The sequence below is a fragment of the Kitasatospora sp. NPDC051170 genome, assembly GCF_044455705.1.
GTDB lineage: Bacteria > Actinomycetota > Actinomycetes > Streptomycetales > Streptomycetaceae > Kitasatospora.
In genome coordinates this window covers 280,667-295,353 of sequence record NZ_JBITFA010000011.1, presented here as the reverse complement: position 1 = coordinate 295,353, position 14,687 = coordinate 280,667, and the positions used below count along the sequence as shown (strand labels likewise).

11 protein-coding genes are annotated in these 14,687 nt (G+C 74.0%); 3 read left to right on the top strand and 8 right to left on the bottom strand.

Features of this window, described 5'->3' with window-relative positions:
* Positions 1–97 precede the first annotated feature (97 nt).
* The gene (locus ACIBCA_RS23955; protein ID WP_396284995.1) at positions 98–859 is read right to left on the bottom strand and encodes a 3-hydroxybutyrate dehydrogenase; all 762 of its coding nucleotides are present in this window, start codon (positions 857–859) and stop codon (positions 98–100) included.
* A 309-nt stretch (positions 860–1,168) separates the two neighbouring features.
* Here ACIBCA_RS23955 and ACIBCA_RS23950 point away from each other — a divergent pair, with 309 nt between their 5' ends.
* Positions 1,169–3,064 carry a regulator gene (locus tag ACIBCA_RS23950; protein ID WP_396284994.1) on the top strand — a complete coding sequence of 632 codons (1,896 nt, stop codon included), beginning with the start codon at positions 1,169–1,171 and terminating at the stop codon, positions 3,062–3,064.
* Positions 3,065–3,103: 39 nt separating this feature from the next.
* Here ACIBCA_RS23950 and ACIBCA_RS23945 read toward each other — a convergent pair whose 3' ends face one another.
* From ACIBCA_RS23945 to ACIBCA_RS23935, 3 genes are all read right to left on the bottom strand, one after another.
* A complete protein-coding gene (locus tag ACIBCA_RS23945) occupies positions 3,104–4,333 on the bottom strand; it encodes a cation:proton antiporter (RefSeq protein WP_396284993.1) in 1,230 nt (409 codons plus the stop codon).
* Between the two features lie 169 nt (positions 4,334–4,502).
* The gene (locus tag ACIBCA_RS23940; protein WP_396284992.1) at positions 4,503–5,834 is read right to left on the bottom strand and encodes an NAD(P)/FAD-dependent oxidoreductase; all 1,332 of its coding nucleotides are present in this window, start codon (positions 5,832–5,834) and stop codon (positions 4,503–4,505) included.
* A 353-nt stretch (positions 5,835–6,187) separates the two neighbouring features.
* The gene (locus ACIBCA_RS23935; protein ID WP_396284991.1) at positions 6,188–7,093 is read right to left on the bottom strand and encodes a TIGR01777 family oxidoreductase; all 906 of its coding nucleotides are present in this window, start codon (positions 7,091–7,093) and stop codon (positions 6,188–6,190) included.
* Positions 7,094–7,158: 65 nt separating this feature from the next.
* On the opposite strand from ACIBCA_RS23935, the gene ACIBCA_RS23930 reads away from it, so the two are divergent.
* The gene (locus ACIBCA_RS23930; RefSeq protein ID WP_396284990.1) at positions 7,159–7,665 is read left to right on the top strand and encodes a GNAT family N-acetyltransferase; all 507 of its coding nucleotides are present in this window, start codon (positions 7,159–7,161) and stop codon (positions 7,663–7,665) included.
* Positions 7,666–7,754: 89 nt separating this feature from the next.
* Positions 7,755–8,783, top strand: coding sequence for a DUF2510 domain-containing protein (locus ACIBCA_RS23925; RefSeq protein ID WP_396284989.1), 1,029 nt, complete (start codon positions 7,755–7,757; stop codon positions 8,781–8,783).
* Between the two features lie 21 nt (positions 8,784–8,804).
* Here the strand turns inward: ACIBCA_RS23925 and ACIBCA_RS23920 are convergent, their stop codons facing one another.
* From ACIBCA_RS23920 to ACIBCA_RS23905, 4 genes are all read right to left on the bottom strand, one after another.
* A complete protein-coding gene (locus ACIBCA_RS23920) occupies positions 8,805–9,320 on the bottom strand; it encodes a DUF4240 domain-containing protein (RefSeq protein ID WP_396284988.1) in 516 nt (171 codons plus the stop codon).
* 130 nt (positions 9,321–9,450) lie between these two features.
* Positions 9,451–11,235: a 2-oxoglutarate dehydrogenase, E2 component, dihydrolipoamide succinyltransferase gene (sucB, locus tag ACIBCA_RS23915; RefSeq protein ID WP_396284987.1), complete on the bottom strand. Its 1,785-nt coding sequence runs from the start codon at positions 11,233–11,235 to the stop codon at positions 9,451–9,453.
* Between the two features lie 87 nt (positions 11,236–11,322).
* A complete protein-coding gene (gene lpdA / locus ACIBCA_RS23910) occupies positions 11,323–12,729 on the bottom strand; it encodes a dihydrolipoyl dehydrogenase (RefSeq protein ID WP_078911276.1) in 1,407 nt (468 codons plus the stop codon).
* Between the two features lie 383 nt (positions 12,730–13,112).
* Entirely contained in the window at positions 13,113–14,615 is a 1,503-nt protein-coding gene (locus ACIBCA_RS23905) for a leucyl aminopeptidase (RefSeq protein ID WP_396284986.1), read from the bottom strand.
* Between the last annotated feature and the right edge of the window lie 72 nt (positions 14,616–14,687).

The following is a 14,687-nucleotide window of genomic DNA, read 5'->3' as shown; positions in this document are numbered from 1 at the left end:
GAACCCCCGGCCTCCGGGCCCATGTGCCCGACCCACACAGTCCCACCCCCGCCCATGTCCCTCCGCCCTACCTTGCGCCGGGCGGTGGCGGCCCGTGTCAGTGGGCCGTCCAGGCGCCGTCGAGGGGGAGGCTGGCGCCGGTGAGGTAGGAGGCGGCGGGGGTGCAGAGGAAGAGGGCGAGGGCGGCGACCTCGGCGGGCTCGATGAGGCGCTTCATCGCGGGGCGGTCGAGCATGACGCGTTCGACGACCTCGGATTCGGGGATGCCGTGGGTGAGCGCCTGGGCGGCGATCTGCTTCTCGACGAGGGGGGTGCGGACGTAGCCGGGGTTGACGCAGTTGCTGGTGACGCCGTGGGGGGCGCCTTCCAGGGCCACGGTCTTGCTGAGGCCCTCCAGGGCGTGCTTGGCGGTGACGTACGCGGACTTGAAGGCGCTGGCGCGCAGGCCGTGGACGGAGGAGATGTTGACGACGCGTCCCCACTCCTGGGCGTACATGTGGGGCAGGGTGCGGCGCAGGATGCGGAAGGGGGCCTCGACCATGACGCGCTGGATGAGGACGAACCGCTCGGGCGGGAACTCGTGGACGGGAGCGACGTGTTGCAGGCCCGCGTTGTTGACGACGATGTCGGCGTCGTCCGGCAGGGCGTCCACGGCCGCCGGGTCGGCGAGGTCGGCGACGATCGCCTGCCCGCCGATCCGCTCGGCGACCTCCTTGGCGGGGTCGGCGGCGAGGTCGACGACGTAGACCCGGGCGCCGGCCTCCGCGAGGGCCTCGGCGCAGGCCCGGCCGATTCCGGAGGCGGCGCCGGTGACCAGGGCCGTACGGCCGTCCAGCGGGCGCGCAGTAGTGGTGTCCATGGTCGAGAACGGTAGGAATCCGGCGGCCCGGCTCCCATGTGGCGGAGCGCCACAGCAGCCCTTGGGACTGTGGCGGTGAGCCCCATGAGGGGCGCGGGACGGTTCGCGCCCGGATGGCCAAACCCGCGCTGACCTCGCTTCCCCACAATGGGCGCGGTTGCTTCACCCGTTCGGAGGATTGCTCGGTCAGATCCACCCATAGCGCCCGAATGCTCGCTACATTCACGCCGATTCCCGACAGGGGGCGCCGCCCCAGGCAGCCGAAGCGCTGGTAGAGCCCGGTGCGACGTCCGAGAGGTGTTGACTGACATGCCCCAACGGCCTGCTACCGACAGCCCGGCGTACGGACCGCTCGACCCGCTCGGCCAGCACCGAGGTCCGGTCGGCCGGGCCCTTCCGGACGCCCCCGACGCCCTGACCACCGGCGCCCTGACCAATGACGTCCTGACCAAAGACGTCCTGGCCGACGAGGTCCTGGCCGACGACGTCCTGGACGAGGACGCGCTGACCGAGGACGCGCTGACCGCCGACGAGCTGCGGCTTCCGGTGCAGGCCACGCCCGAGGACCGGCACGACCCCACCGCGCCCGCGGCCCCCGCGAAGCACACCGGCCCGACGCCGCAGAACGCCCAGCTCGCCGCCCTGATCGAGGAGGCCGGCTTCTCTCACGCGGGCCTCGCCCGCCGCGTGGACCAGCTCGGCCTCGAACACGGCCTCGACCTGCGCTACGACAAGACCTCGGTCACCCGCTGGCTGCGCGGCCAGCAGCCCCGCGGCGCCACCCCGGCCCTGATCGCCGAGGTCTTCACCCGCCGCCTCGGCCGCCGCCTCACCGCCCAGGACCTCGGTCTGGACGCCTGCGCCCCGGTGTACGCCGGGCTGGAGTTCGCCGAGACCCCGCAGGAGGCGGTGGACATCGTCGCGAGCATGTGGCGCAAGGACAACGGCCCGCAGTCCGAGCTGCGCCGGATCGCCTTCACCCCGGCCGGCCTGGTCGTCCCCAGCCGGGACTGGCTGATCGGCCGCACCGACGAGCGGGTCGCCCGGGACGGCTCCACCCTGGTCCGCCCGGACGCGACGGCGGCCACGACCGCGCCCGGAGCAGCGCAGCCCGGCCCTTCCCCCACCGGCCCGCCGCGCGGCCAGGCCCCGGGCGCGCCGCCCACCCCGGCCACCACCGCCCGCACCACCGGCACCGCCGCCGCCATCGGCCGGGTCCCCACCCAGAGCCGCCGCCCGCCCGCCGCCGTCGAGCCCCCGTACTCCGACCCGGCCGCCCGCGAGACCCGCCCCGCCCTGCGCGTCGGCCGCGGCGACATCGCCGCCATCCGCGCCGTCGGCGACCTCTTTCGCGCGCTCGACCACGCCTACGGCGGCGGCCACGCCCGCCAGGCCCTGGTCCGCTACCTGGAGAGCGAGGCCGAGCCGATGCTGCGCGGCCGCTACGGCGAACAGATCGGCCGGGCCCTGTTCGGGGCGGTCGCCGACCTCACCCGGCTCGCCGGCTGGACGTCCTTCGACATCGCCGCCCACGGCCTCGCCCAGCGCTACTTCGTCCAGGCCCTGCGCCTGTCCCAGGCCGCGGGGGACCGCGCCCTCGGCGGCTACGTGCTGGTGACGATGAGCCAGCAGGCCGTCCACCTCGGCCACGGCCGCGAGGCCGTCCAGCTCGCCAGGGTCGCCCAGCAGGGCGTGGGCACCACCGTGCCGCCCACCGTCCAGGCGCTGATGCACGCCGCCGAGGCGCGCGGACACGGCCTGCTGGGCGACGTCCGCTCCTGCACCACCGCCCTCGTCCGCTCCGAGCGGGCCCTCGCGGCCGCCCGCAGCGGCGACGAACTCTCCTCCTGGGCACGGTACTTCGACGAGGCGCAGCTCTCCGACGAGTTCGCCCACTGCTACCGCGACCTCCAGCAGTGGCGCACCTGCGCCCAGCACGCCGAGAAGTCGCTGCGGCTGCGCTCGCCCGCCTACGCCCGCAGCCGGATCTTCTGCCGGCTGGTGCTGGCCACCGCCCGGCTCGGCATGGGGGACCTCGACGAAGCCTGCACCATGGCCACCGACGCGCTGCGGGCGGCGGGGGAGATGCGCTCGGCCCGCTCGCTGGAGTACGTCCGCGACTTCCACCGCCGCCTCACCCCGTACCGGGGCAGCCAGGTGGCACGGGCCTTCGAGGAGACGGCCCGTCAGGCGGGCATCATCTGACGGGGCGCGACCCCCGCAGGATCCGACACCGGGCCGGGATCACCAGCTCTCGGCCCGGACCCTCGCCCGCCCGTCCCCGGCGGGCGCCGAGGGCCGGGCGCCGCCGCGCACCCGCTGCGCCGCCAGCGGGAACGCCAGCACGGACAGCATCCCGGCGCCCACCAGCGCCGCCGCCGTCGAGGAGCGCAGGTGCCCGGCGTCCACCTCGATGGTGGTGATCACCACGACCAGCGGCAGCGCCGTCGCCCCGTACAGCCCGAGCGCCGCGCGCTCCCCCGGCCCGAGCCCCGCCGGGGCCAGCAGCGCGGCCGGCACCCCGCGAACGGCGAGCAGCAGGAGCAGGAACACCGGGACGAGCAGCAGCGTGCCCGGGTCGTCCAGCAGCGCGTCCAGGTCGAACTTCATCCCGCTGACCACGAAGAACACCGGCACCAGGAAGCCGAAGCCGATGCTCTCCAGCTTGGCCTCGATCACCTCCTCCTCGGCCTGCCGGATGTCCGAGAGCAGCAGCCGGGAGACGATCCCGGCGGTGAAGGCGCCGAGCAGCATGTCCAGGTCGAGCCAGAGCGCCGCGGCGACCATCGTGGCGAGCACCAGGATCACCGTCCGGATCGCGAACTGTCCGGACGTACGGAGCGTGCGCTCGATCAGCCGGGTCACCCAGGCGGGGCGCGGCCGGCGTGCCCCGAGCACGGCCACGGCGGTGATCACGGCGAAGGCGCCGAGGATGACGGCCGTGCGGGCGGGGGAGTTGCCGCTGAGCAGGGCGGCGACCGCGATGATCGGCGCGAACTCGCCCACCGCCCCGGTGGCCATCACCAACGAGCCGAAGGGCGTGGACAGTTCGCCGGAGTCGCGCAGGATCGGCAGGATCGTGCCGAGCGCGGTGGTGGTGAGCGCGAGCCCGGCGAAGGCGCCGTCGAGGGGGACGTCGTTGACGAGCGCGCCCACGCCGAGCGCCAGCACCAGCGAGACCAGCCACGCGGCGCCCGCCCGTTTGAGCGGGCCGCCGCGCAGCCTGGCGAAGTCGATCTCGTAGCCGGCCAGGAACATCAGCATGGCCAGGCCGAACTGGGAGAGCGAGTCGACCAGGCCGTCGACGTGCGCCCAGTCCAGGACGTCCGGGCCGATGAGGACGCCGAGCACGATCTCGAACACGACCGTCGGCACGGCGATCCACCGCAGCAGCCGGTCCGCGAGGAGCGGCGCGGCCACGGCCGCCGCGGGGATCAGGACCAGCGCCAGCGGCTGGGAGGCCCCGGCGCTCATCGGGATACCGGCCGAACGGCCAGGGCCCTGCGGGTCATCGGAGGAGGCGAAATCATCAGAATCATCCGATGGGCGGTCAGAACGGTCATGTCCGGCATCCTGACACGCCGCCCGCCCGCAACCCCGCAGGCCGAACCCCTTGAGGCCGCAACCGGCCGCCGGGCGGGTCTCAGGCCGCCGCCTCCGCCTCCCGGGCGGAGGCCGGGAGCCCCAGGTCGCCCAGGACCGCGCGCGCCGCCCGCCGTCCGGAGACCAGCGCGCCCTGCACGGTGCTGCTGTCCCGGTGGTCCCCGGCGACGTACAGGCCGGCCAGCAGCCGCACGGGCCGGCGCAGGTTGTGCGGCGGCGGCATCGCGGGCAGCGCGTCCGGGACGTGCCGCACGCTCAGGAACTGCCAGCCCGCCGCCGAGGTGCCGTACAGCTCCGAGAGCCGGGCCCGGACGGCGGGCTCCAGCCCGGCGGGCCCGCCCGCGTCGAAGGCGCGCCGCCCGAGCACGGTGGTGGCGATCAGCGCCTGGCCCTCCGGCGCGTACGAGGCGTGCAGTTCGCTGAGCACCAGCGAGTGCGACACCAGCGGCGGGTGCCCGCCGGGCCGGTCGCCGTCCAGCAGCAGCACGGCCTCGCCCAGCGGCGAGCGGTCGGCGGCGTGGAAGAAGGTGGTGACGGGGTGGAAGTCCGGCACCCGTAGCCCGGGCAGCAGGTCGGCGGCGGAGCGGGCGTCGGTGGCGACCACGACGGCCTGCGCGCCGATCCGCCCGTGCTCGGCGGTCTCCACGCCGTCGGCGGCGATCGAGGTGACCCGTACCCCGGTGCGTACGGTGCCGGCGGGCAGCGCGTCGGCCAGCTGGGCCGGGACGGCCGCGATCCCGCCGGCGGGCAGACAGAGCCGGCCGCGCGCGTAGGAGCGCAGCACCAGGTCGGCGACGCGGCTGCTGGTCCCGAGGGCCGGATCGCCGAGCAGCGCGCTGAGCAGGGGGCGCAGGAATCCGGCGACGGTGCGCGGGGCGAGCCCGTGGCCGGCGAGCGCGCGGGCGGCGGTGGTCTCCGGCCGGGCCCGCAGCCGGGCGGCCGGGGTGGCGGCGAGGCGGCCGAGGCGGCTGCCGAGCCGGGCCTTGTCGAGCGGGCTGCCGAGCGGGGCGCGGGTGGCGGCCTGCCGGGCGGTGGTGAGCTGGGGGTCGCCGGCGCGGTAGCGGCGTCCGGAGCTGTGGACGAGCACGCCGGGCGCGAGCAGGCGCAGGTCCAGGCGGTCGAGGTCGAGCGAGCGGCGCAGCTCGGGGTAGGCGGTGTTCAGGAGGTGACTGCCGTCGTCGAGCCGGAACCCGTCCTGTTCGCGGGTGGCCATGCGGCCGCCGATGCGCTCGGTGGCCTCCAGGACCTGGACGGCGAGTCCGTGGCCGGTCAGCGCGCGGGCGGCGGCCAGCCCCGCGAGTCCGGCGCCGACCACGACGACGTCCGGGTCGGACGGTCGGCGGGCACGGCGGGTGAAGTCGTACGTGGGCACTGGGGTGCTCCCTCCCTGGGGTTCCCGGGGCTCCGGCCTACGCGGGCAGCGGGGTGCCGGGCACGGTCCGACGATGTGATGCCCAGTCGATGTGAGCATCAGACAGACGCATCGGACTCGATCCAGGGGTCAGGAGGGGTCGTGCGGCGCCGGGTGGGGGCGCGGTCACGGACAGTGCGCCCTGGCAGCCGGGTTCCGGGGCGGGCGGGCGCGCACGGTCACCGGGGGCGTGCGACGCGCCCGCCGTGTGCTCCCGTGCGCCCCCCTCCGGAGCCCCACCGCGGCCGCATCCCGCCCCCGATCCGCATATGCCCCTGGCCAGGGCACACGTCGTACGGGCCGTACGCCCGTGACTACAGCGCCGCCCGCACCGCCGAGTCCACGTCCGGGTGCGCGAAGCGGAACCCGGCCTCCAGCAGCCGCCGCGGCACCACCCGGTGACTGCCGATCACCTCCACCGACAGGTCCCCGAGCACCGCCCGCAGCACCGCCTCCGGCACCGGGAACGGGGTCGGCCGCCGCAGTGCCCGCCCGAGCGCCGCCGTCAGCTCGGCGTTGGTCACCGGCTCGGGAGCCGTCAGGTTGAACGCGCCCGACAGGTCCTCCCGGTCGATCAGGAACCGCAGCGCGGCGACCTCGTCGGCCAGCGAGATGTAGCTCCAGTACTGCCGCCCGCTGCCGAGCCGCCCGCCCAGGCCCAGCCGGAACAGCGGGAACAGCTTCGCCCCGGCGCCGCCCGCAGGGGAGACCACCAGCCCGGTGCGCGGGTGGACGACCCGGATCCCGGCCCGCTCGGCCGGCCGGGCCGCGGCCTCCCACTCCACGCACACCTCGGCCAGGAAGTCGTCCCCGGCGGGGGAGTCCTCGTCGATCACCTCGTCCCCGGTCTGCCCGTACCAGCCGACGGCGGAGGCGCTGACCAGCACCTTCGGCGGCTCCTCGAGCCCGGCCAGCGCCACGGCCAGCGTCTCGGTGCCCAGAACGCGGCTCTCGCGGATCTCCCGCTTGTACGACTCCGACCACCGCCGGTCCCCGATCGGGGCGCCCGCCAGGTTCACCACCGCCTCGACCCCGGCCAGCCCCTCGCGCTCGACCTGGCCGAGCAGCGGGTTCCAGCCGACGGCCGTACTGCCGTCGGGCTGCGGCCCGGTGCGGGAGCGGCGCCTGACGAGCCGCACCACCTCGTGGCCGTCCGCCAGCAGGGAGCGGACGAGTGCGGAGCCGATCAATCCCGTGGAGCCCGTGACAGCGATGCGCATGCGCCCCATCCTCGCAGTCCTTTATTCAGGTCACGCCCGCACACGCTCTCATTAGGCTGACGCGCATGTCCGACGACGAACCGATCATCCGACCCGCCCGCCCCGAGGACGGCCAGGGCCTCGCCACCCTCGACCGCGCCGCGTGGTCCACCCTCTCCGACGTCAGCCCCGGGCCGCGCGAGGGCGACACGGTCTTCGACGAGGAACACCTCCCCGAGCACTACGTGGTGGCCGTCCTGGACGACAGGATCGTCGGCTACGTCCGCCAGGTGCCCGCGACCCCGCTGGCCTGCAACCGGCACGTCCGCCAGATCCAGGGCCTCGCCGTGGACGGCACCGTCCGCGGCCGGGGCATCGGCCGCCGCCTCGTCGAGGCGGCCTGCGAGGCGGCCCGCGCCGAGGGCGCCCGCAAGCTGACCCTGCGCGTGCTCGGCTGGAACGCCCCCGCCCGCCGCCTCTACGAGAGCTGCGGCTTCACCGTCGAGGGCACCCTCGCCGAGGAGTTCCTGATCGACGGACAGTACGTGGACGACGTGTGGATGGCCCGCAGCCTCACGGCCGCGCGAATCTGACGGAGCGTCAGGGGCCCTGTCCCGGTGGTGCAGAGTCGTGACACAACCGCGCTGTCTCGACCCGCACCGCGCCGGGTAGCGTACGGTCCGTGAGCAACTCGACGCCTCCCGGGTGGTACCCGGTCCCCGGTGCGGACGGCACCCCCGGTCACGAGCGCTGGTGGGACGGTCACAGCTGGACGGACCAGGTGCGCCCGCTCCCGCACGGCGGCGTCGCCCCGCTCGCCGACGCCCCGACCCAGCCCTGGCAGCCCCCGGGCGTCCAGCCGGCCCCGCCCGCCCCGCAGCCCGGCTACGGCTACGGCGGCCCGCAGGACGCCGGCTACGGCTACCCGGGCGCCACCACCCCCGGCTACGGCTACCCGGCGCCCGCCCCGGGCTACGGCTACCCCGGCCCGGGCTACCAGCCGCAGGCCCCCCGCCGGGTGCGGCCGGGCCTGGTCGCCGGCATCACCGCCGGCGTGGTCCTCGTGGGCTCGCTCGCCGCGTACCTCCTCATAGGCGACGACGGCGGCGATCCGGTCGTCGGCCCGACGCCCAACCCCGTCGTCACCACGCAGACCCGCCTCCCCAAGCCCAACCCGACGACCACGGTGGTGCCGCCCAAGCCGGTGCCCACCATCAAGTCGAGCGTCCCGGACGCCCAGCACTCGATCACCGTGCCCGTCCTCGAGGGCTGGGACGCGAACACCAACTCGGCGCACTCCACCGTCTACCTCGGCAGCGGCCGCTACACCTGCCCGAGCGGCGGCGCCTGCATCCGCGGCCAGTTCTCCGTCGAGAAGGACCTCATCCAGGGCGCCACCGCCAAGGCCGCCGCCGACGCCGCGATGCCCACGTACGCCGGGCAGATCTTCACCGGCATCACCACCCACACCGACAACGGTTCCGGGCCGGTCACCATCGCCGGGTTCTCCGCCTACGCCACCCGCTGGCACGTACGCACCTCGGACGGCACCCAGGGCTACGTGCTGCTGGCCGCCGTCCCGGCGAAGGGCGGCGGCTACGTCGTCTTCGAGGGCGGGGTGGACGACGACCCGCAGGCGCCGGACCCGTCCTCGCTGGACCAGATCCTCAAGGGCATCGCCAAGGACGGCTCGTCCGGCAGCACGGTCTGACCGGGGCGGCGGGTCCGGGGCTCAATCCCCGTAGCGCTCCCACAGCTTGGGGAAGCGCTTGGCCATCGCGTCCGGGTCGTCGAAGTCCATCGGCGCCCCGTACGGCTGGGCCGGCTGACGGCCGCCCACCTCGGGCAGCGGCAGGCCCGTGAGCCGCTCGTACGCCTCGTCGGCGGCGTAGCCGAGGTCCTCGGCCTCGCCGTCCTCCTCCTCGTCGAACTCCGGGAGCAGGTCCGCCAGGTCGTCCGGCTCGGCCACGCCGCCCTCGAACACCTCGCGGCCCTGGCCGATGAGCCAGCAGCGGAAGTAGTCGAAGGTGTCCTCGGAGGCGCCGTCGAGCAACAGGTAGGCGGCGCCCCAGAGGTCGTGGCGGTAGGCGCGCTGGAAGCGGGCCTCGAACAGCCGGGCGAAGTCGATCACGTCGTCAGGGGTGAGCTGCACCAGCCGTTCCACCAGCAGGTCGGCCTGCTCGTCGGGATCGCCGTCGGAGGCGTCCCGGGTCTCGTCGATGATCTGCCAGAAGTCCGTCTCGTCCATCACCGCTCCAGCATCCCCGTTCGGGCGTCCGCGCGCATGCCACGACCCGGCACGGCGCGGCCGCGATGACGGCGGAACCCCGCGTCGTCCGAGGACGACGCGGGGTTCCGCACACAGCAGCCGTTCCGCCTTACAGGCCGAGCTCGACCTCGAACTCGCCGGCTTCCAGGATCTCCTTGACCGCGACCAGGTAGCGGGCGGCGTCGGCGCCGTCCACCAGGCGGTGGTCGTAGGAGAGCGACAGGTAGGTCATGTCGCGGATGCCGATGGCGGTGCCGCCGTCGGCCTCGATGACCACCGGGCGCTTGACGGTGGCGCCGATGCCCAGGATCGCGACCTGGTTCGGCGGCACGATCACGGTGTCGAACAGCGCACCGCGCGAGCCGGTGTTGCTGATGGTGAAGGTCGCGCCGGACAGCTCGTCCGGGGTGATCTTGTTGCCGCGGACCTTCTGGGCCAGCTCGGCGGTCTTCTTCGAGATGCCGGCGATGTTGAGGTCGCCCGCACCCTTGATGACCGGGGTCATCAGACCCTTCTCCGAGTCCACCGCGATACCGATGTTCTCGGTGTCGAAGTAGGTGATGGTGCCCTCGGCCTCGTTGATCCGGGCGTTGATGACCGCGTGGGCCTTCAGCGCCTGGGCGGCGGCCTTCACGAAGAACGGCATCGGGGACAGCTTGACGCCCTCGCGGGCGAGGAAGGAGTCCTTGGCCTTGCCGCGCAGCGACATGATCTTGGTGACGTCCACCTCGACCACGCTGGTCAGCTGGGCCTGCTCGTGCAGGGCCTTCAGCATGTTGTCGCCGATGACCTTGCGCATGCGGGTCATCTTGACCGTCTGGCCGCGCAGGGCGGACGGAGCGGCGGCGGCCTTCGGCGCGGCGGCGGGAGCGGCGGCGACCGGGGCCGGGGCGGCCTTGGCGGCCTCCGCGGCGGCGATGACGTCCTGCTTGCGGATGCGGCCGCCGACGCCGGTGCCGGCGACGGAGGAGAGCTCCACACCGTGCTCGGCGGCGAGCTTGCGCACCAGCGGGGTGACGTAGGCGTCACCGGCGTCGGCCACCGGAGCGGCCGGGGCGGCCGGAGCGGCGGCGACCGGAGCCGGAGCCGGGGCAGCGGGAGCCGGAGCGGCCACGGGGGCCGGGGCGGCGACCGGAGCCGGGGCGGCGGCGACGGGGGCCGGGGCAGCGACCGGAGCCGGGGCAGCGACCGGGGCCGGGGCCGGGGCAGCGGCGACCGGAGCCGGAGCGGCCACGGGAGCCGGAGCGGCGGCGACGGCACCGGCGGCACCGGCGGCACCGATCAGCGCGAGCTGGGCGCCGACCTCGGCGGTCTCGTCCTCGCCGACCAGGATCTTCACCAGCGTGCCGGCGACCGGCGACGGGATCTCGGTGTCGACCTTGTCCGTGGAGACCTCGAGCAGCGGCTCGTCGACCTCGACGGTCTCACCCTCGGCCTTGAGCCAGCGGGTGACGGTGCCCTCGGTGACCGACTCGCCCAGCGCGGGCAGCAGGACCGGGGTGGCGTCGGCGGCGGGAGCGGCGGCGACCGGGGCCGGAGCGGCGGCCGGGGTGGCGACCGGGGCCTCGTAGACCGGGGCCGGAGCGGCAGCCGGGGCCGGGGCGGCGACGGGCGCGGCCTCGACGACGGGGGCCGGGGCGGCCGCGGCGGCCTCGGTGCCGTCGTGGATGATCGCCAGCTCGGCACCGACCTCGACGGTCTCGTCCTCGCCGACCTTGATGACGGCAAGGATGCCGGAGGCCGGCGCCGGGATCTCGGTGTCGACCTTGTCGGTCGAGACCTCGAGCAGCGGCTCGTCGACCTCGACGCGCTCGCCCTCGGCCTTGAGCCAGCGGGTGACCGTGCCCTCGGAAACGCTCTCGCCCAGCGCGGGCAGTGTTACTGAGACCGCCATGGTTTCAGCGACTCCTATCAAGTCTTGCGTACGGGAAGTACTCGGGAAGCACTCGGAAGTACTGGAAAAACGGGGTGGTGGCCGCGATCAGTCGTGCGCGTGCAGCGGCTTGCCGGCCAGCGCCAGGTGCGCCTCGCCCAGGGCCTCGGACTGGGTCGGGTGCGCGTGGATGAGCTGCGCGACCTCGGCCGGCAGGGCCTCCCAGTTGTAGATCAGCTGGGCTTCGCCGACCTGCTCGCCCATGCGGGCGCCGACCATGTGGACGCCGACCACGGCGCCGTCCTTGACCTGGACGAGCTTGATCTCGCCGGCGGTCTTCAGGATCTTGCTCTTGCCGTTGCCGGCCAGGTTGTACTTCAGGGTGACGACCTTCTCCTTGCCGTACAGCTCGACGGCCTTGGCCTCGGAGATGCCGACGGAGGCCACCTCGGGGTTGGAGTAGGTCACGCGCGGGACGCCGTCGTAGTCGATCGGCACCGGCTTGAGGCCGGCCAGGCGCTCGGCGACGAGGATGCCCTCGGCGAAGCCGACGTGAGCCAGCTGCAGGGTCGGGGCGAGGTCGCCGACGGCCGAGATGGTGGGCACGTTGGTGCGCATGTACTCGTCGACCAGGACGTAGCCGCGGTCCATCGCGACGCCGTTCTCCTCGTAGCCGAGGCCGGCCGAGACCGGGCCGCGGCCGATGGCGACGAGCAGCAGGTCGGCCTCGATCTGCTTGCCGTTCTCGGTGGAGACGCGCACACCGGTCTCGGTGTACTCCACGCCCGAGAAGCGGGCCTTGAGCTCGAACTTGATGCCGCGCTTGCGGAAAGCGCGCTCCAGCAGCTTGGAGGAGTTCTCGTCCTCCAGCGGGACGAGGTGCGGCAGCCCCTCGACGATGGTGACCTCGACGCCGAAGGACTTCCAGACCGAGGCGAACTCGACGCCGATGACGCCGCCGCCCAGGATCACGGCCGACTTCGGGATGCGGTCGAGCTTGAGGGCGTGGTCCGAGGAGATCACGCGGTTGCCGTCGATCTCCAGGCCCGGGATCGAGCGCGGCACCGAACCGGTGGCCAGGATGATGTGGCGGCCTTCGATGCGCTGGCCGTTGACGTCGACCGAGGTCTGCGAGGAGAGCTTGCCCTCGCCCTGGATGAAGGTGACCTTGCGGGACGCCACCAGGCCCTGGAGGCCCTTGTACAGGCCTGCGATGACGTCGTCCTTGTACTTGTGGACGCCGTTGATGTCGATGCCCTGGAAGGTGGCCAGGACGCCGAACTCGGCGGCCTCCTTCGTCTCGTCCGCGATCTCCGCGGCGTGCAGGAGCGCCTTGGTCGGGATGCAGCCGCGGTGCAGGCAGGTGCCGCCCAGCTCACCCTTCTCGATCAGGGCGACGCTCAGACCCAGCTGAGCGCCGCGGAGCGCCGCGGCGTAACCGCCGCTTCCGCCTCCGAGAATGACTACGTCGAAAACGGTGCTGGCGTCGTTCGCCACGTCACGTCCTCCATGCATGGGGTGGGTCGCCGGGCCGGTCGCGGTCCGGTGGGTCGGAAGCCCTTGTGGGGCGCCCAGTCGTGCCGGAAATACATCTTCGCACTTGTTCGCGGTGGCTGATGTCGGGGCCCGCCCCACGGGCGTCCCACGGAGTGGTCGCCGGGGCGGGAACACCCCCGCCGGAAGGGCATCATCGCAGCTCAAGGCGGCCTTGACAGCCGCCGGACGGGCGTCTTCCGGGGGTCGCGCCGCCACCTCTTCCGCACTGTGGAACAAAGTTTCGCCCGCAGCGAACAGAGGTGCGGGCCGCGTTCCCGCACTACTCGCGAGTAACCCCCACGAGCGCGAAACGGGGCCCGGCGCACGATGCGCCGGGCCCCGTCACGAGGCGGTGTGCCGGATCAGCCCTTGCCGTTGGCGGCCGTCTGCTCGGCGAAGGCGACCAGGGTGCGCACCGCGCTGGCGGTGCCGCCCTTGGGGGTGTAGCCGTACGGGGCGCTCTCGTGGAACGCCGGGCCGGCGATGTCCAGGTGCGCCCAGTCGATGCCCTCGGCCACGAACTCCTTCAGGAACAGACCGGCCACCAGGCCGCCGCCCATCCGCTCGCCCATGTTGGCGAGGTCGGCGATGGTCGACTCGGTCATGCCCTTCTTGAGCTCGGCCGGCAGCGGCATCGGCCAGGACTGCTCGCCGACCTCGCCCGCGAGGGTGTGCAGGTTCTCCCGCAGCTCCTCGTTGTTGGACATCACGCTGAAGGTGCGGTTGCCCAGGGCCAGCACCATGGCGCCGGTCAGGGTCGCCACGTCGACGATGACGTCCGGCTGCTCCTCGCCGGCGCGCACGATCGCGTCGGCCAGCACCAGGCGGCCCTCGGCGTCGGTGTTCAGGACCTCGACGGTCTTGCCGCCGTACATCCGCAGCACGTCGCCGGGGCGGGTGGCCGAGCCCGAGGGCATGTTCTCGGCCAGCGCCAGCCAGGCGGTGACGTTGACCTGCAGGCCCAGGCGCTTGGCGGCGACCACGGCGGCGAACACGGCGGCGGCGCCGGCCATGTCGCACTTCATGGTCTCGTTGTGGCCGGCCGGCTTCAGCGAGATGCCGCCCGAGTCGTAGGTGATGCCCTTGCCGATGAAGGCGAGGGTGGCCTTGGCCTTCGGGTGGGTGTAGGCCACCTTCACCAGGCGGGGCGGGTTCTCCGAGCCGTTGCCGACGCCCAGCAGGCCGCCGAAGCCGCCCTTGGTCAGCGCCTTCTCGTCCAGCACCTCGACCTTGAGGCCGTGCTCCTTGCCGGCGGCCACCGCGATCGCGGCGAAGGACTTCGGGTTCAGGTCGTTCGGCGCGGTGTTGACCAGGTCGCGGGCGCGGTTCATCTCCTCCGCGATCGCGGTGGCGCGCTCCGCGGCGGCCTTGGCGTCCTTGCTGCCCTTGCGGGCGGTCAGCAGGATCAGCTCGCCGACCGGCTCCTTGCCGCCCTCGCCCTTGTAGGCACCGAAGGCGTACGAGCCGAGCAGGCCGCCGAGCGCCAGGGCCTCGACCTCCTCGGCGGACTCGGCCGGCAGGGCCAGCGCGGCCTTCTTGGTGCCGGCCAGGGTGCGGGCGGCGACACCGGCGGCGCGGCGCAGCGTCTCCAGCGCGTAACCGCCCTCGGCGGCCTCGCCGAGGCCGACCGCGAGCACGAGCGCGGCCTTCAGGCCGGCGGGGGCGGGCACCTTGACGGCCTCGCCCTCGGCGCCGGTGGCGCCCAGGGTGGTGAGGACCTCGGCCAGCTTGCCCTCGAACGCCTCGTTCACGGTCTCGGAGCCGGGGGCCGGCACGATGCCCTTGGGGCCCTTCGCGACACCGATCACCAGCGCGTCCGCGCGCAGCGAGGCGGCGGAGGAGGTGCTCACAGACAATGCAGTCACGTAATGCGTCCTGTTCTTTCGCGGTCCACGGCCGGTCGCGGCGAGGCTGCCGCACCGGCGCAACCCGCCGTG

Coding starts and splice junctions, on each gene's coding strand:
- ACIBCA_RS23935 (WP_396284991.1), bottom strand. CDS start 7,093: ATGCGCATCGCTGTCACGGGCTCCACGGGATTGATCGGCTCCGCACTC.
- ACIBCA_RS23955 (WP_396284995.1), bottom strand. CDS start 859: ATGGACACCACTACTGCGCGCCCGCTGGACGGCCGTACGGCCCTGGTC.
- ACIBCA_RS23945 (WP_396284993.1), bottom strand. CDS start 4,333: ATGAGCGCCGGGGCCTCCCAGCCGCTGGCGCTGGTCCTGATCCCCGCG.
- ACIBCA_RS23930 (WP_396284990.1), top strand. CDS start 7,159: ATGTCCGACGACGAACCGATCATCCGACCCGCCCGCCCCGAGGACGGC.
- lpdA (WP_078911276.1), bottom strand. CDS start 12,729: ATGCATGGAGGACGTGACGTGGCGAACGACGCCAGCACCGTTTTCGAC.
- ACIBCA_RS23920 (WP_396284988.1), bottom strand. CDS start 9,320: ATGGACGAGACGGACTTCTGGCAGATCATCGACGAGACCCGGGACGCC.
- ACIBCA_RS23950 (WP_396284994.1), top strand. CDS start 1,169: ATGCCCCAACGGCCTGCTACCGACAGCCCGGCGTACGGACCGCTCGAC.
- sucB (WP_396284987.1), bottom strand. CDS start 11,235: ATGGCGGTCTCAGTAACACTGCCCGCGCTGGGCGAGAGCGTTTCCGAG.